At 50.1% G+C, this 15,878-nt stretch carries 18 protein-coding genes; 10 read left to right on the top strand and 8 right to left on the bottom strand.

Translation table 11 applies throughout. From position 1 onward, the window contains the following. The first annotated feature begins 71 nt into the window (after positions 1–71). The 5 genes from ABD836_RS15730 to ABD836_RS19525 all read left to right on the top strand — a co-directional run bounded on the left by ABD836_RS15730 (position 72) and on the right by ABD836_RS19525 (position 4,722). Positions 72–1,529 carry a coniferyl aldehyde dehydrogenase gene (locus tag ABD836_RS15730; RefSeq protein ID WP_344937796.1) on the top strand — a complete coding sequence of 486 codons (1,458 nt, stop codon included), beginning with the start codon at positions 72–74 and terminating at the stop codon, positions 1,527–1,529. 148 nt (positions 1,530–1,677) lie between these two features. Further along, entirely contained in the window at positions 1,678–2,139 is a 462-nt protein-coding gene (locus ABD836_RS15725; RefSeq protein ID WP_344937794.1) for an ATP-dependent zinc protease family protein, read from the top strand. A gap of 85 nt (positions 2,140–2,224) precedes the next feature. Next, complete coding sequence (gene rimK, locus ABD836_RS15720; RefSeq protein ID WP_344937792.1) at positions 2,225–3,130, top strand: 30S ribosomal protein S6--L-glutamate ligase; 906 nt, start codon at positions 2,225–2,227, stop codon at positions 3,128–3,130. A 9-nt stretch (positions 3,131–3,139) separates the two neighbouring features. After that, positions 3,140–4,204 (top strand): succinylglutamate desuccinylase/aspartoacylase family protein, encoded by a 1,065-nt coding sequence (locus ABD836_RS15715; RefSeq protein ID WP_344937790.1) that lies wholly within the window; start codon positions 3,140–3,142, stop codon positions 4,202–4,204. Between the two features lie 392 nt (positions 4,205–4,596). Next, on the top strand, positions 4,597–4,722 hold the full coding sequence (locus ABD836_RS19525; protein WP_425583044.1) for a transposase: 126 nt from the start codon (positions 4,597–4,599) through the stop codon (positions 4,720–4,722). A 42-nt stretch (positions 4,723–4,764) separates the two neighbouring features. On the opposite strand, the gene ABD836_RS15710 is transcribed toward ABD836_RS19525, so the two are convergent. Next, a complete protein-coding gene (locus ABD836_RS15710) occupies positions 4,765–5,091 on the bottom strand; it encodes a hypothetical protein (RefSeq protein ID WP_344937788.1) in 327 nt (108 codons plus the stop codon). 248 nt (positions 5,092–5,339) lie between these two features. Further along, the gene (locus tag ABD836_RS15705; RefSeq protein WP_344937786.1) at positions 5,340–5,750 is read right to left on the bottom strand and encodes a hypothetical protein; all 411 of its coding nucleotides are present in this window, start codon (positions 5,748–5,750) and stop codon (positions 5,340–5,342) included. 757 nt (positions 5,751–6,507) lie between these two features. On the opposite strand from ABD836_RS15705, the gene ABD836_RS15700 reads away from it, so the two are divergent. Continuing rightward, positions 6,508–7,626: a helix-turn-helix transcriptional regulator gene (locus ABD836_RS15700; protein ID WP_344937784.1), complete on the top strand. Its 1,119-nt coding sequence runs from the start codon at positions 6,508–6,510 to the stop codon at positions 7,624–7,626. 40 nt (positions 7,627–7,666) lie between these two features. Here the strand turns inward: ABD836_RS15700 and ABD836_RS15695 are convergent, their stop codons facing one another. Beyond that, the gene (locus ABD836_RS15695) at positions 7,667–8,554 is read right to left on the bottom strand and encodes a LysR family transcriptional regulator (protein ID WP_344937783.1); all 888 of its coding nucleotides are present in this window, start codon (positions 8,552–8,554) and stop codon (positions 7,667–7,669) included. Positions 8,555–8,692: 138 nt separating this feature from the next. Here ABD836_RS15695 and ABD836_RS15690 point away from each other — a divergent pair, with 138 nt between their 5' ends. After that, positions 8,693–8,986, top strand: coding sequence for a hypothetical protein (locus ABD836_RS15690; protein ID WP_344937782.1), 294 nt, complete (start codon positions 8,693–8,695; stop codon positions 8,984–8,986). 136 nt (positions 8,987–9,122) lie between these two features. Here ABD836_RS15690 and ahpF read toward each other — a convergent pair whose 3' ends face one another. Next, positions 9,123–10,715: an alkyl hydroperoxide reductase subunit F gene (gene ahpF, locus ABD836_RS15685; RefSeq protein WP_344937780.1), complete on the bottom strand. Its 1,593-nt coding sequence runs from the start codon at positions 10,713–10,715 to the stop codon at positions 9,123–9,125. A 75-nt stretch (positions 10,716–10,790) separates the two neighbouring features. After that, on the bottom strand, positions 10,791–11,360 hold the full coding sequence (gene ahpC / locus ABD836_RS15680; protein ID WP_344937778.1) for an alkyl hydroperoxide reductase subunit C: 570 nt from the start codon (positions 11,358–11,360) through the stop codon (positions 10,791–10,793). A gap of 303 nt (positions 11,361–11,663) precedes the next feature. Between ahpC and ABD836_RS15675 the strand changes: the two genes are divergently transcribed. Both ABD836_RS15675 and ABD836_RS15670 read left to right on the top strand, forming a co-directional pair. Beyond that, positions 11,664–11,918: a type II toxin-antitoxin system ParD family antitoxin gene (locus ABD836_RS15675; RefSeq protein WP_344937776.1), complete on the top strand. Its 255-nt coding sequence runs from the start codon at positions 11,664–11,666 to the stop codon at positions 11,916–11,918. Continuing rightward, a complete protein-coding gene (locus tag ABD836_RS15670) occupies positions 11,918–12,247 on the top strand; it encodes a type II toxin-antitoxin system RelE/ParE family toxin (protein ID WP_344937774.1) in 330 nt (109 codons plus the stop codon). Before ABD836_RS15675 ends, ABD836_RS15670 begins: the two co-directional genes overlap by 1 nt. Positions 12,248–12,303: 56 nt before the next feature. Here ABD836_RS15670 and ABD836_RS15665 read toward each other — a convergent pair whose 3' ends face one another. From ABD836_RS15665 to ABD836_RS15655, 3 genes are all read right to left on the bottom strand, one after another. Next, entirely contained in the window at positions 12,304–12,819 is a 516-nt protein-coding gene (locus tag ABD836_RS15665; protein WP_344937772.1) for a DUF1993 domain-containing protein, read from the bottom strand. A gap of 129 nt (positions 12,820–12,948) precedes the next feature. Next, positions 12,949–13,698, bottom strand: coding sequence for a pteridine reductase (locus tag ABD836_RS15660; protein WP_344937770.1), 750 nt, complete (start codon positions 13,696–13,698; stop codon positions 12,949–12,951). 43 nt (positions 13,699–13,741) lie between these two features. Next, positions 13,742–13,996: a hypothetical protein gene (locus ABD836_RS15655; protein ID WP_344937768.1), complete on the bottom strand. Its 255-nt coding sequence runs from the start codon at positions 13,994–13,996 to the stop codon at positions 13,742–13,744. A 229-nt stretch (positions 13,997–14,225) separates the two neighbouring features. On the opposite strand from ABD836_RS15655, the gene ABD836_RS15650 reads away from it, so the two are divergent. Continuing rightward, a complete protein-coding gene (locus ABD836_RS15650) occupies positions 14,226–15,821 on the top strand; it encodes an ABC-F family ATPase (RefSeq protein ID WP_344937766.1) in 1,596 nt (531 codons plus the stop codon). Positions 15,822–15,878 lie beyond the last annotated feature (57 nt).

The following is a 15,878-nucleotide window of genomic DNA, read 5'->3' as shown; positions in this document are numbered from 1 at the left end:
AGTGTTTCTTGGCTAAATTCTGCGTAGCACTTTTCATTTCAGCATAACAACAACACGACAGGGAGAATGCAATGACCGACCTTAACAATCCTGCTATTAACACTGCAGCCAATGATATGCGCGCGACCCTCGACCGCCAGCGCCAACTTTGCGACGAAGAAGGCGCAGTGAGTGCCGAACAACGAATTGACCGCCTAAACCGGGCGATCGATCTGATATTTGACAATCGCGACATTATTGTCGAAACCCTCGCCCAGGATTTTGGTCACCGCAGCAGCCACCAATCCCAGATGTCAGACATTTACGCCACCATAGAGTGCCTTAAGCACAGCAAAAAACACCTAAAAAAATGGATGAAAGCCGAAAAGCGCAAAGCGCCCTTCCCAATGAACTTAATGGGCGCAAAAGCCCGAGTGGAATATCAACCCAAAGGGGTGGTGGGCATTATCGGTACATGGAACTTCCCCTTAAACACAGTATTTGCGCCGCTCGCCGGTGTGCTCGCGGCGGGTAATCGCGCCATGATTAAATGCTCAGAAGTCACCCCAAAAACCGGCGAATTACTCGCAACGCTGGCAGCCAAGTACTTCTCCAGTGATGAACTAGCCGTTTTTAATGGCGGCCCAGATGTCGGCGCGCAGTTTTCGGCACTGCCCTTTGACCATATCATTTTTACCGGCGCCACCAGCATCGCCCGCCACATCTTGCGCGCAGCGGCCGACAACTTAACGCCAGTCACCCTAGAGCTAGGCGGTAAATCACCGGTAATCGTCAGCAACAGCTACCCACTCCAAGAAGCGGTGGAACGTATATTTGGCGGCAAAATTCTCAATGTTGGCCAAGTCTGTTTATCACCTGACTACGTTTTTGTACCCGAGGATCAACTTGACGCATTTACCCAGGCGGCCACTGCGTATATCGCCAGCATGTTCCCGACCTTGCTCGACAATCCAGATTACAGCTCCGTCGTAAACGAACGCCACTACCAGCGCCTCCAGAGCTACCTCGCTGACGCCCGTGAAAAAGGCGGGGATATTCGCGAGATCAACCCCGCCAACGAAGACTTTAGCCAACAGCAAGGCACCTTTAAAATTCCGCTAACCTTGGTCGTTAACCCCAACGACGATATGCTGGTAATGGAAGAGGAGCTATTTGGCCCGGTCATTTGCGTTAAAACTTATCGCCAAGTCGACGACTGCATCAACTATGTTAACGCCCGCCCACGGCCGCTGGCTCTGTATTACTTTGGCAAAGACAAGGCGGAACAGCAGCACATTCTTGACCATACTGTGTCCGGTGCCGTCACCATCAACGACGTTATCTTCCATGTAAGTTGCGAAGACCTACCCTTTGGCGGCATTGGCCCCAGCGGCATGGGCAGCTACCACGGCTTCGACGGTTTTAAGACTTTCAGTCACGCCAAGGCCATTTATAAGCAAAGCAATATTAACTTCCAAAAGCTGGGCGGCATGATTCCCCCGTATGGCGACAAGGCAGATAAAACCTTGAATGCCATGATTCGCAAATAAACCCCAGCTAACACCGCCATATGCGCCTCAGCAATTGCTGCGCATATGGCCTTTTTCATCCTTAAAAATAAGCCACTGAAAAGCTACTCCCCAAGCACCTTAACCGCTATGCTGCAAAACTGAGTCGAACGACATAAAGAGGCCGCATTTGCCACAGACAATATTAGGATGGCGAGAGTGGATTAGCCTGCCCACACTAGGGATCAGCGCGATCAAAGCCAAAATTGATACCGGGGCCCGCAGCTCCTCCCTTCACGCCTTCGACATTAGCGCAATTGAAGTGAATGGCGAGCCATGGGTCGAATTCAAAGTTCACCCCCAGCAGCACGAAACCGTCGAGTTCGTCGCCTGCCGAGCGCCCATTAAAGACTACCGCCAGGTTACCGATTCTGGCGGTCACCGCAGTATGCGCTATGTTATAGAGACCAGCATTTGTATTGGCGGCGAGCAATTCCTTGCGGAAATGACCCTTGCCGACCGATCCCAAATGCTATTTCGCATGTTGTTAGGACGCACCGCCATGAAAAACCGTTACACCGTAGACCCCAGTCGCTCCTACTGCGCGAGTCAAAAGCCGGGCAAATCCGCTAGCCAAATAATACCGAGCTAAGCCAGCCCACTGACGGGAACTAATTATTCGCGCGGTGGATCTGACCACTCCGCGCTACACGCCAATACCAACGAGAATACCAGCCATGAAAATTGCCATACTGTCCCGAAACAGACGCCTTTACTCCACCCGCCGCCTCGTTGAGGCCTGTACCGAGCGCGGCCACGAAGTCCGGGTGTTAGACACCTTAAAATGCTATATGGAATTAAATTCCAGCGAGCCCGTGGTGTGGTACAAAGGCGAACGGCTCGAGGGCTTTGACGCAATTATTCCCCGGATCGGCGCCTCGATTACCCCGTACGGTCTCGCCGTTATTCGCCAATTTGAAATGCTTGGTACCTATAGCTTGACCGAGTCCGTCGCCCTTGGCCGCTCCCGCGACAAGCTGCGCGCACTGCAGCTTCTGTCTCGCAAAAATGTCGGCATGCCCGTTTCCAGCTTTGCTCACGACGTTCACAACACCAAGGAGCTTATTAAACTCGTTGGTGGCGCACCCGTTGTTGTCAAACTCCTTGAAGGCACCCAAGGTCGTGGCGTGGTGTTGGCAGAAACCGCCAAAGCCGCCGAAAGCGTAATCGACGCCTTTCGCGAATTGAAAGCAGACTTTTTAGTGCAAGAATTTATCAAAGAGGCCGGTGGCGCCGATGTACGCTGCTTGGTCATTGGTAAAAAAGTCGTCGCCGCCATGCAGCGCACCGCGGCCAGTGGTGAATTCCGCTCCAACTTGCATAGGGGCGGTACTGCCGAACTAACGCGCCTCACCCCATCAGAACGCGCTACGGCGGTTAAAGCCGCGCAAATCATGGGACTGAATGTGGCGGGTGTAGATATTTTGCGCTCATCGCGCGGCCCGCTCGTCATGGAAGTGAATTCCTCCCCGGGCTTGGAAGGCATAGAAACCGCCAGCAAGAAAAATGTCGCCGCCGAAATCGTAAAATTCATCGAAGAAAATGCCGGCCCAAATAAAAACAAGACCCGGGGCAGGGGCTAAAACCACAACATGAAAAAACTAACCATAGCCGGCACCGACATTCCCGTTGGTTGCCGTACCCAAATAGAATTGCCTGTAGCACAACTGTACACCAACACCGAACTATCGATGACCGTGAAAGCGATTCGCGGTCGCAAAGAAGGGCCTACCCTGTTTGTGAGCGCGGCCATTCACGGTGACGAGATCAATGGCGTAGAGATCGTCCGGCGCTTATTACAGCACAAAGCACTGCGCTCAATACGCGGCACCTTGCTGGCAATACCCATCGTTAACGTGCACGGCTTTCTCAATAACAGCCGCTATTTGCCAGATGGCCGCGACCTAAATCGCTCATTCCCTGGCTCACCCAAAAGTTCGCTGGCGGGCCGCATGGCGCACACCTTTCTCAATGAAGTCGTGTTGCAATGCACCCACGGAATCGACCTGCATACGGGCGCCCGTCACCGCAGCAACCTGCCGCAGATCCGCGCAGATATAAAGGATGAATCTACCCGTGCTATGGCCGAAAGTTTTGCCGCGCCGGTTATTTTACATTCAGCAACGCGAGATGGTTCCCTGCGAGAAATCGCCAGCAATCAGAATATTCAGGTATTACTCTACGAGGCAGGCGAAGCACTGCGCTTTGACGAAGTCGCCATTCGCGCCGGGGTCAGCGGCATTATTAACGTAATGCGCCACATCGGCATGTTACCGCCGTCACGGAGCAAAAAGGCCAAGCGCAGAAGTATGATCACCGGACAGTCCACCTGGATACGCGCCAATAGCAGCGGTGTATTGCGCGCACTCGTGCCGCTGGGTGCCTTTGTCACCAAGGGCGACGTACTCGCGCTGATCTCAGACCCCATGGGCAACAACAGCGCAGACGCAAAAATTCTTGCTAGTGACGACGGTATTGTTATTGGCCGCACATTTTTACCACTGGTTTACGAGGGCGACGCCCTGTTCCACGTAGCGAAATACAAGGCCAATATCGGTGAAGCCCTTGACCAGGTAAATGCATTTCGGGAGGAATTTGAGCCAGAAGCGTACTCCACCTCCGACGATTATGACGACCATCCACCCATTGCAGGATAACCACGAATACAGCAGCAGGTGGGTCTTTAAGCTTCCAACACTTGCCGCTATTCAATACAAAGTTCATTAAACGAAAGGCTAAGTACTCAACGAGCGGTTAGCACTTGGCCAAGATTTTTTGGCGAATATTAAAGGAATACCACATCTTTAAGGCCAGCAACGCAATATTGCCGACTATTGCAAATTTAGATATTTGTCTTTCTCCACACAGCTCCTTTTAGTTCTCATATTTTTCCTACCGTGTATTCTGTCGTCCGAGTAACACTCTGTATACCGCCTCTTAAACGTTCCATCTTCCTGCAAATTGAATCCCATCAGCTCGGCCAGAACGTCCTTGTTCTGGGATTTCGGCACACCTTCATCATCAGCCGTAATAAAATCAATAAGCTCAAGTGGAACTGCGAAGGTTGTTATGGGGAGGGAATCTTTGGTCGCCCTCAGTATGCGTTGTTTCTTGCGGTGGCGTGACAATAGAAACCATAAAGTCCTACATCGAAGGTCAAGACCGTCCGGCTTGACTCGACATTGAAATAACGAGATTGCGCCGGACATTTGTTCAATTAAATACAATTCAGCCAACGCTTCGCGCTCTTCACCACCCTTCTTTGACGACGCCAACAGATTGTTTGAAGAGCAATATAGGCCTCCCAACTATCTCTCACCAGCGTCAAAAACAAGCCATTAACACTTGCTCTTGACGACAGGTTAGCAATGCCATGTGCGCCTAAATTAAGAGTATGCTGGTAAATAGCTAAATGTTTTTTATCCTCTGGAAAAGTGGCGCTATTTCGAATCATATCCAAGTTATTTTCAAAAACCGTAAGCTCGGATGAATACACATATCGCGATGCAAACATAAGGATAAAGAATAAAATTAATTTATTCACATATCACCTACAAGATAATAAAAGTGTAGTGTTCGAAATAAATTTCTGAGAGAAACATGATCTCGCGACTACTTATGATAAAGCGATTTCAGAAGATGACATGCTCGAACCAAGATTTAACACAGAATTTTAAATCTAAGCGTGGCCTGCTGTCATTCGAGCACGATGGGTCTGGCGACCTAGCAGATGGCCTGACAAATAAAAATCAACATCCACCATGTAAAATTGCTACCAGACCTAAATATCGACTAATACGCAACAGGTGTGAAAACCATCGTACGATCTTGGAATCCAAAGCGATAATTCGTCGCTTGACCCGCCTTAATTTCAACAAAAGTCTCTACCGGACTTGCCGCGCAGTTTCTATTCGGATGGGCGCGCAGCAAGTGTCGACCGCCAGTAACGTGCAGTACAAGCTTTTCACCGATATTGAGCGGAGCAATTTGTTCACGATTGAGCGAAATCAAAGGAATGCAAGATGAGCCCCTATAGCCGGCATCCCTATTAATAATAAGCACACCTGTATTATCACCAGGCGTACGATAATTCTCGGTCTTCCACAGGCCTGCCTGCACCAACGTGGAATTCTGGGTCGGCACGGTATTACCGATACAGCCTGACAATATCGTGACCGCAAAAAAAACAACTAATATTTTCATTTTGTAATACCTCTATGTCACTAAGACGCATAACGGTCTCTAAAGCTTAACGCTGACGATCGGCATAAACTCCACAGACTATTCCAAGCTGACATCACCAGTGCGCTTCACAGCCACGCCATTCAAGAGCGAACTAGTACGCTCTATTTTTGATAACCACTAGAAGGCTTCGGCTTGTCATAGCTCACGCATCGCCTCTTTTCGATAGACCCTCTGCCGCCACACGCTCTGCAGGTATGTTTGTTTTTCCATTGGCTGCTAGGCAATCCAATTCTGCTGCCTGAATCTTCTAAACCATCCCCTCCACAGGTGCCGCAGGTAACAGTAGACGTCTGATATTGCAAACAACCGGCGACAGCGGAATCAGCCAGAAATACAGCAGGCAGCGCTGAAAAAGCAAATATGAAATCCCTTCTTTTCACGATATACCCTCATTAAATACCTAGATATTGCACTGCGTAACTAATAACGCGACGTTTACTATTGTTAAAACGGTGGGTAGCGTCCTTGCTAGAAGCACTGACGAATCAAGATGCTTTTCCATTCACAAACCCAATAAGGCGTCACCAATACGCCAAGCGGTCGCATCCTTGCGCACTGCCCAGATTAGCTAACACCAACTAGATTTGCTCAGCACGTAATCTAACGCTATAGTTTATTCAGCGCCTCCCCTAGATTGGGGAGAAGAGACTCATTACCGCGATAACGACTCACAAGACGTGCATCAGAACGCGCTGGCCTGGCTAATACCTTAGGAATGCAGAGCAGTAAATTATCCCAGCTGATCGGCGAGCTTTATCGACATGCACATCTAGCCGACGGATGGATGGCTTTTTTTACCCTGCTCGAAGCTGAAATTCCGTCGCGCTCAACAACGCTGATGTTTGAGGAGATCGAAACCCACTCAACAGATATTGTGTTATCGCGGCACTTAACTGATGACGAGTTACAGGTCTACGGCGAGCACTATATTCATACCGATGTTTGGGCCGAGGCCTTAGCTAACGCGCCGCTCTGTCAATTCTATAGCAATGAAGTGGTCGCGGACCGGCATTTCCTGTCATCAGAGTTTTATGCCGACTACACCAAACCCCTAGATATACGCTACGCGTGCGGTACCTATATTGAAGACCCCGCAATTGGCCAAGCCTTCCGCGTAACCATTCAACGCGGCCATCAACACAAGCCCTTTAGCCGCGAAGAGCTCGAAACACTCAACCTCTTCGTTCCTCACTTACAAAATGCCCTCACTATTTACAAACGCAATATCGCTCTAGAGTCCCTGCAAAGCGGCTTCGACTCAATTAGTAACATTCTGGACAGCGCTGCGTACTTGCTTCACTCAGATGCGTCCATTGTGTCGCAAAATACCCTTGCCGAAGAATTACTCAGCCAAGACATTGCGTGTATTTCTGCGGGCAAACTGTCGTTTAGACCACATAAATTGCGCCATTCCGTTGAAGAGCTCATGGCCAGTTTGCAGAAATTCACTGATAATCGTGCGACTAGGTGCCGTAACTATGCTTGCGCGGAACAGTATCAAATCAGCGTTGAGCCACACCTGCTGCCCTGCCTCGTTCCTGGCACACAAGAGCTAGGCGTACTTTTGCAAATCAAACGTATTGACAGCGATTTGAATATTGACTTGGCGGGACTCGAAATCTTATATGGATTGACCGGCACTGAAGCGAACGTCACCCGCTTGATGTGTAAAGGTTTAGTCGTAAAAGAAATATCTAAAATCATGAGCGTGAAAGAGAGCACTATTCGCTCACACCTTAAGGCGATTTATTCTAAAATCGATGTGCGCTCGCAGCCAGAGCTGCTCAGCAAAGTGATGTCATCACTCGCCAGAACAAAAATAGATCTGCTGTGATTCAAACCAGCGCGGCATACACACAGCGCCGACGCGGGCTTCACAAAGCCGATTGAGATTCAAATCGCTCTACAATGGGCTGAAGGTAATTCAACATAAAATCGCGAAATATTCTAATCCGCGCAGTGGTGCGCAAATCGAGGTTGGTAAGCAACCAAAAGCCCATTGGCTCCATTACCCCCTGCGCCGGAATTCGAATTAAATCAGGGTCACTATTACCCAGAGAACACGGTAGCTCACCAAAGCCATGACCCTGCCGAATCAAATCATAGATGACATTGAGTGAATTAGAGCGGTAGCGAATGGGCATATCAGGGTAACTCTGACGCAACCACTCAGGCACCGCCTTGCCATCCAGCATCCAAGTGATCGCGCCTACACCGCCTTGACCTGACAGATAATCTTCCCAGACTGATTTACGGCCAAACACCCCGTAATTAAAATTGGCGATTTTCTTACCAACGACATTCGGCGGTGGATCATTAGTGGTTCTAAAGGCGATATCTGCCGCGTGCACAGCTAAATCCAGCGACTCCTCAGAAGCCAGTAACTCCACGTTAATACTCGGGTATTTTTCGCCAAAGGCCTTAAGCCCCGGCAAAAGAATGCGCTGTATACACACATCAAGGGCTGTCACTCGCAAGGTGCCACTGAGATCCTGACGATCGGCGCGGACACTGCGCTCAATGGCACCAGCAGCCTCTTGCATCTGCTCTAAGCTGGGCAATATCGATTCTCCAACCGGCGTCACCGACCAACCAGAGGTAGACCGATCAAATAACGACGCCTGCAAGGTTTTCTCTAAAGCACTGATTCTGCGCGACACCGTTGTATGGTTCACACCCAGCTTCTTGGCCGCAGCAGTTACCGAGCCCTCCTGAATCACCGCTAGACAGTGACTAACATCACCCCAGTCTATGTCCTGCATATTTGCACCACCTATGTGTGTATATTGTTACTTACGACCACATACGCACAAACTACACTGGCATCGTTACCGATACAACGACATTTGTTACCAAACGACCAATATGACGGTCACTCACTAGAAACAAGGAATATCGCCATGAAGACTATCCAACACATCTTTTTAACTTTTGGCCTAGTAATTGGCGCACTGAATAGCGCACAAGCTGGGGAGTCTACCAAAGAGCTCGTCAACACTTGCAAGACCAGCACCCTCGAAAAACTGACCGGCAGTGACGACTCTGCGCGCGCCAGATTCAAAGGTATCAGCGGCCCGTCCACGTCGCGGAAGGTAAAGCTATTGGTAATGCCCCAAGAGGGCGAGAACTACCGCGCAGAATGCTTCATCAATGCCAAAACCCAAGAAGTACTGAGCATTGAAAAGCTGAGCTAAGCGGCACTACCCTTGCTCAGCGAGCGCCTTAGGCGCTCGTTTTTTTATGCCTGAAGTATTTCAGGCATAAAACCTATGGCGAATTTGTAAAAAAGCCCCTCAATGAGGGGCAATGGGTGTATTCCGTTTCTGTCATCTAAGCTGCTTGGACTTCTTGAGCCGCGTCAGCCGTGGCCAATGGTCTGCGAATTAAGTAATCGAAGGCGCCCAAGGCAGCGGTCGCACCACTACCCACCGCAATGACAATCTGCTTGAACGGTGTAGTGGTAACATCGCCGGCGGCAAACACCCCTGGCATCGAGGTTTCTCCCCGACTAGTAATTTCAATTTCACCACGCGGGCTAAGTGCAACAGTACCTTTCAGGAATTCGGTATTGGGCACCAAGCCAATTTGCACAAAGATTCCAGCAAGGTTAATGACCTTCTCTTCACCACTTTGACGATCGATATAGCTTAGACCAATCACCCTATCGCCATCGCCGCGCACCTCGGTGGTTTGTGCGCTGGTGATTATGTCGACATTTTTCATCGAGCGAGCCTTACGCTGCAAGACCTCGTCAGCCCGCAAGCTACTATCAAATTCCAATACCATGACATGCGCTGTAATCCCGGCAAGATCAATTGCCGCTTCTATACCCGAGTTACCGCCGCCAATAACGGCTACTGACTTGTCCTTAAACAGCGGACCATCACAGTGCGGACAGTATGCAACGCCTTTGCCGCGGTATTCCTGCTCGCCGGGCACATTCATTTCGCGCCAGCGGGCGCCAGTGGCCAACAGCACAGACCGGCTACGCAGCACAGCACCACCGGCGACACTAACCTCAATACTGCCGTCTTCCGCGACCGCTAATCCGCTCGCTTGGTGTCCGGCCATAATGTCGACGTCGTAAGCACCAACGTGAGCCTCTAAGTTGGCCACAAGTTTAGGGCCTTCCGTTTCACTCACCGAAATAAAATTCTCGATGCTGACAGTATCCAATAGCTGACCGCCAAACTTATCGGCCAACACTCCCGTGCGAATACCTTTACGCGCAGCGTAAATTGCTGCCGACGCACCGGCCGGACCACCGCCAACCACTAACATATCGAATATGTCTTTTTCTGCCAGCTTTCTAAGACTTTTCGCACCGGCGTTTTTGTCTATTTTCTTCAAAATATCAGCCAAGCCGATACGCCCTTGAGAAAATTGCTGGCCGTTCATAAAAACAGTGGGCACCGCCATCACCTTGCGCTCATCCACTTCCTGCTGAAACAGTGAACCATCAATCATTTCGTTAGAAATTTGCGGATTGATCGCCGCCATTACATTTAACGCCTGAACCACCTCAGGGCACGTCTGGCAGCTCAACGATATATAGGTCTCAAAACGGTATTCACCTTCGAGATTGCGCACTTGCTCAATTAACTCTTTATCCACCTTAATAGGGTGGCCGCCGCTGTGCAGTACCGCCAACACCAAAGAGGTAAATTCGTGACCAAGCGGCACCCCAGCAAAGCGCATCTCAGTGCCACTAGCCACTGAACGCACGCCCATTGCCGGTCGCCGCGCCTCTTGATCATCACCCTGAACAACCGAAACCAAAGCAGAAAGCTCAGATATCTCGTCCATCAGGCTTTCAAGCTCCCGGGATTTATCTTGGTCATCAAGATACGCGACCAGCTCTACCGGTGTTTTAAGATTTTGGAGATGGGCCCCCAACTGGGTTTTCATTTTCGCGTCTAACATGGTGACTCCCGTGAACATCAGAATTCGTTTTTTAATCTTTAGAAAAGGCCCCGCTTACGGGGCCAATATGGAGTATTAAATCTTACCGACGAGATCCAGTGATGGAGACAGCGTCGCCTCACCTGGCTGCCATGCAGCAGGGCAAACTTCACCATCGTGCTCGGCAACGTATTGAGCGGCTTGCACCTTACGCACTAACTCTTTCGCGGAGCGGCCAATGCCTAGATCGTGCAGCTCAGCGACTTTGATTTCACCCTCGGGGTTAATCACAAACGTGCCGCGTAACGCCAAACCATCTTCTTCAATCATCACACCAAAATTGCGCGAGATTTTACCGGTTGGATCACCAATCATTGGATACTGAATTTTGCCAATGGTATCGGAGCTGTCATGCCATGCTTTGTGCGTAAAGTGAGTGTCGGTAGATACTGAATACACCTCTACGCCCATCTCCTGCAGCTGTGCGTAGTGATCCGCCATATCGCCCAGCTCTGTGGGGCAAACAAAGGTAAAGTCGGCGGGGTAAAATACGACAACAGACCATTTGCCCAACAGGTCGGCATCACTGACATCGACAAAATCGCCATTGTGGTATGCGGTGGCTATAAAGGGCTGGACCTTAGTATTAATAATCGTTGGGAACATGCTGTGATTCCTTGTGTAGTCATAATGAAAAAGGCTACGTGCCTTAAGCTCAGTGACCATACTAGGGAAAACGTTTTATTAGCACCAATCAATCGTTATTATATATTTGATAGTTTATTACTATAAATTGAGTAGGCGCTCAAATACCGACTCACCTATTCAAATGCTTAAAACAAAGCGGGAAAATTATCTTAAGATTGACGGTTTAGCCACATTAGCGGACATAAAATCAAAATCAGTTTGATTTGTGGCTAGGTATTAGTATGATATTATCATACTCCTCGGACTAACTTAGGATCCGCCATGAGCATGCACAGGAAAACTATCACGCTAACCGAACAACAAGAAAACTGGGTGAAGTGTCAGATTGATGGTGGGCATTTCGGCAACGACAGTGAATACATCCGCCACCTTATCAGACAGGATCAGCATTCCCAAGAGCGCCTTTTAGAGCTTAGGCAGGCGCTCAAGAAAGGTGAGGCCAGTGGCAAATCGCGTCCGCTAGATATGTCTGCTGTTAAAAGGGCTGGGCGCAAACTTACCAAGGCTGCCGAGTAGTGCTTGGCCTTGAAATAACGCCCGAGGCGGAATCCGATCTCGTCGATATTTGGGTCTACACTTGCAACGAGTGGGGTGTTGATCAGGCGGATAAGTACTTGAATCAACTGGAGCGTGGCATCGATCAACTGATCGAGCATCCTGAACTGGGACTCGATTATAGTCACGTACTCCCCGGTTATCGCCAGCTTCACCAAGAGCACCACTTGGTATTTTATCGACTAGAAAAACACTACATTCTTATCGTTCGGGTGCTGCATGAGAACATGGACGCACCTCGTCAAATTTCTAGCGATACCTATATGGATTTTAGAATAATGATTGACTGATATTTCTGAATATTTATAGGGGATTCTTTACAAATCCCCACATGTATTTTAACTGCTTACAAATCTTGAAACGGAATCGCGCCAAGGTAATCCATTTTACCCACTTCCACGCCGTGATGACGGAGGATGGCGTAGGCTGTGCTGACATGAAAATAGAAATTAGGAAGCGCGAAGCGCTGCGCAAAATCTTTACCTAGCAAATATTTCCCCTCAAACCATGGCAACACCACTTTGCGCTCTTCCGCCCCAGCAAAATCTTCCTCGCTAAAACCAGCCAAATAATCCTGTACTGATTTAATTCGGGCCTTCAGTTCGGCCATGGTGGTTTCAGTATCTTCGTGCTTTGGTGCGCTATCGGCTTTGCCCGTTAAACGCGCCACACCCAATTTGGCGGAGTCACAGCTTATTTGCACTTGGCGAATTAAATTAAATTGGTCCAGCGCCAACCGCGAGGTAAGCAAGGCGTCGACATCAATTTTTTTACTCTCGGCAAATTCGGCGCCTTTATCCAAAATAGCGCTTAAGTTAGTCAACATCGTACTAAACTGAACGACAGTAAGATCGTAAAGCATGGACACACCTCGGTAGTATTTAATGACTAGCCTCCTAGGTAAAGAGGCATGGTTTTAAGATTCCATTTCAGGATTCAAACTCGACCTGCGTATATTTTTATTTAACAAGCTCTTTTACGCGCAATACGCCTAAATAGCTAGGCTACGCCCGCCATCCACCGCGAGAATCTGACCGGTGATATACTGTGCATCGGCCACTAAAAACACCACCGTCTTGGCAATATCACCAGCCTCGCCTTCGCGCTTAAGCGGCACTCGCTCTGCTACTGCTTGTTTTTCTTGCTCCCAATAGGCTGAGGCGTGATCGGGCCACAATATATTGCCGGGCGAGATGCCATTCACGCGCACAGCCGGTGCCAAATCCAAGGCTAGAGACTGGGTCATCATCGCCACCCCCGCCTTTGCCATGCAGTAAATACTGTGGCCGGGCAATGGATTTTTTGAGTAGATATCGACCAGATTAATAATGCAGCCACTGTTCTTCCCTAATGCTGGCGCCAAGGCCTGAGACAGGAAAAACGGCCCTTTAAGATTACTGCCCATCAGGCCATCCCACTCTACTTCAGTGGCCTCGCCAATAGGCGTGGGATAAAAGCCAGAGGCATTATTAATGAGCACATCCACTCGCTGCCAAATGCCTATCGCCTGCTCAGCTAGCGCCTGCACATCGGCAAGCGCGAGCAAATCTGCGGCGAGTGCTACCGCTGAATCTGGGCGCTGCCCATTTAGCTCGTCACGCAGCTGGCAAGCCGCCGCGCTAGAATGCCGATAATGAATAATTATTCGGTAACCCCGCGCATGAAGACGGCGACAGATTTCAGCGCCAATGCGCTGAGCGCCACCTGTCACCAACGCAACAGCGGGCTCACTCACAGCCATTTACTCAGTTTCTCGGGCAGATGATAATCGCGGTCAACTAAAATCAAAATGCGCCGCCATCAACGGGACCGATCAAGCAATCGATACCTTCTTCGCGAATAGTGGCCTCGATTTCGAATAGCGCATCGGCATCGGTTTCGAAGGGGTCTTCCCAGGCGGTTGAGTTATTAAACTCGTCGTAGACCTCTAAAAGCCAGCCGCCCTTGTCGTCCTCAAAAATTTCAACACGTACTGTTTTTCCGTCTTTTTCGATGCTGCGGCACAGCGGGGACATTTTGATCTCGATATCGTCTGACATGCACTCTCTTCTCTGAATTGGCTGTTTAGCGTTTTTCACACAACATACCTGAATTCCATGACATTCTGAAATATTCTGTAAATTTTCCACAAAGGCTCGGATTAATGCCCCAGCTCGAGACTGATCGCCATTGGCGTGCTCGACCTTTTGGCCCGAAACCCTTATAATACGGCCCCCTTCTTTTCATGCTCAACCACATATTACGTTTAACGCGTCCGGGAATAGCCTCTTGATCTCTACAGCAAATATCACCATGCAATTTGGTGCCAAGCCATTATTCGAAAACATCTCGGTTAAATTTGGCGGCGGCAATCGCTACGGCCTCATCGGCGCGAATGGCTGCGGCAAGTCCACGTTCATGAAGATTCTGGACGGCAGCCTGAAACCCAGCTCTGGCAATGTGTCCATCGACCCCAATGAGCGCGTCGGTAAATTGCACCAGGATCAGTTCGCCTTCGAGCAGTATTCGGTTATCGACACCGTGATCATGGGCCACACTGAGCTGTGGGAGATCAAGCAAGAGCGCGACCGCATTTACTCATTACCCGAAATGTCGGAAGAAGACGGCATGAAAGTCGCCGACTTAGAAACCCAATTCATGGAAATGGACGGTTACAGCGCCGAGAGCCGCGCTGGCGAATTTTTGTTGGGTGCGGGTATTGAGCTTGGCCTGCACTTTGGCCCCATGAGCGAAGTGGCCCCAGGCTGGAAATTACGGGTGCTGCTCGCCCAGGCACTGTTCTCTGATCCAGATATTCTGCTGCTGGACGAGCCGACCAACAACCTCGACATCAACACCATTCGCTGGCTGGAAGACGTGCTCAACCAACGTAAAAGCACCATGGTGATTATTTCTCACGATCGCCACTTTTTGAACGCGGTGTGCACTCACATGGCCGACATCGACTATGGCGAACTCCGCGTTTACCCCGGTAACTACGACGACTTTATGACCGCTGCCACAGCCGCGCGCGAACGCCTACAGTCACAAAATGCCAAGAAATCCGCGCAAATCGCCGACCTTCAGCAGTTTGTTAGCCGCTTCTCAGCCAACGCATCTAAAGCTAAGCAGGCGACCTCGCGGGCCAAGCAGATCGACAAGATCCAGCTCGACGAAATCAAAGCCTCTAGCCGCACCTCCCCGTATATTCGTTTTAAACAAGACAAGAAATTGCACCGCGCAGCACTGACCCTTGAGAACATCGGTCACGGTTTTGACGAGCCCTTGTTCGCCAAAGGCAGCATGATCTTAGACGCTGGCACCCGCCTCGCGGTTATCGGTGAAAACGGCGCAGGTAAAACCACTTTTCTGCGCTGCCTGATGAAAGAACTGGAAGCCCAAGAAGGTGTGGTCAAATGGGCCGAAAACGCCAGCCTAGGCTATTGCCCGCAGGACAGCACTGACGACTTCGACAATGACCTCAACCTGTTCGACTGGATGAGCCGGTGGCGCAAACCCCACCACGACGACCAGATTGTACGCGCCACCCTCGGTCGACTGCTGTTCTCGTCAGACGACTTCAACAAAAAGGCCAAAGTGTGTTCCGGAGGTGAGAAAAACCGCCTGTTGTTCGGCAAGTTGATGATGATGGACACCAACGTCTTAATCATGGACGAGCCCACCAACCACTTAGACATGGAAGCCATTGAAGCCCTCAACTTGGCGCTGGAGCATTATGACGGCACATTGATCTTTGCTAGCCACGACCGTGAGTTTGTTTCTTCGCTCGCAACCCGCGTGCTTGAAATCACCGACCAGAAGTTTAATGACTTCCAGGGCACCTACGACGAGTTCCTGTCTCACGAACTCAGCAAGGCGAGCTAAATTGCCTCGGCTAAGAGGCGCTTAAGTGCCTCTTAGCCGCATTCTCCCCGCCCCTTA

The sequence above is a fragment of the Zhongshania borealis genome, from assembly GCF_039539625.1.
In the GTDB taxonomy this organism is placed as follows: domain Bacteria; phylum Pseudomonadota; class Gammaproteobacteria; order Pseudomonadales; family Spongiibacteraceae; genus Spongiibacter; species Spongiibacter borealis.
Note: the sequence above shows the minus strand (reverse complement) of the source record. Positions and strands in the feature narration are given on the sequence as shown.

Coding starts and splice junctions, on each gene's coding strand:
- ABD836_RS15730 (WP_344937796.1), top strand. CDS start 72: ATGACCGACCTTAACAATCCTGCTATTAACACTGCAGCCAATGATATG.
- rimK (WP_344937792.1), top strand. CDS start 2,225: ATGAAAATTGCCATACTGTCCCGAAACAGACGCCTTTACTCCACCCGC.
- ABD836_RS15715 (WP_344937790.1), top strand. CDS start 3,140: ATGAAAAAACTAACCATAGCCGGCACCGACATTCCCGTTGGTTGCCGT.
- ABD836_RS15705 (WP_344937786.1), bottom strand. CDS start 5,750: ATGAAAATATTAGTTGTTTTTTTTGCGGTCACGATATTGTCAGGCTGT.
- ABD836_RS15700 (WP_344937784.1), top strand. CDS start 6,508: ATGCAGAGCAGTAAATTATCCCAGCTGATCGGCGAGCTTTATCGACAT.
- ABD836_RS15695 (WP_344937783.1), bottom strand. CDS start 8,554: ATGCAGGACATAGACTGGGGTGATGTTAGTCACTGTCTAGCGGTGATT.
- ABD836_RS15690 (WP_344937782.1), top strand. CDS start 8,693: ATGAAGACTATCCAACACATCTTTTTAACTTTTGGCCTAGTAATTGGC.
- ahpF (WP_344937780.1), bottom strand. CDS start 10,715: ATGTTAGACGCGAAAATGAAAACCCAGTTGGGGGCCCATCTCCAAAAT.
- ahpC (WP_344937778.1), bottom strand. CDS start 11,360: ATGTTCCCAACGATTATTAATACTAAGGTCCAGCCCTTTATAGCCACC.
- ABD836_RS15675 (WP_344937776.1), top strand. CDS start 11,664: ATGAGCATGCACAGGAAAACTATCACGCTAACCGAACAACAAGAAAAC.
- ABD836_RS15665 (WP_344937772.1), bottom strand. CDS start 12,819: ATGCTTTACGATCTTACTGTCGTTCAGTTTAGTACGATGTTGACTAAC.
- ABD836_RS15660 (WP_344937770.1), bottom strand. CDS start 13,698: ATGGCTGTGAGTGAGCCCGCTGTTGCGTTGGTGACAGGTGGCGCTCAG.
- ABD836_RS15655 (WP_344937768.1), bottom strand. CDS start 13,996: ATGTCAGACGATATCGAGATCAAAATGTCCCCGCTGTGCCGCAGCATC.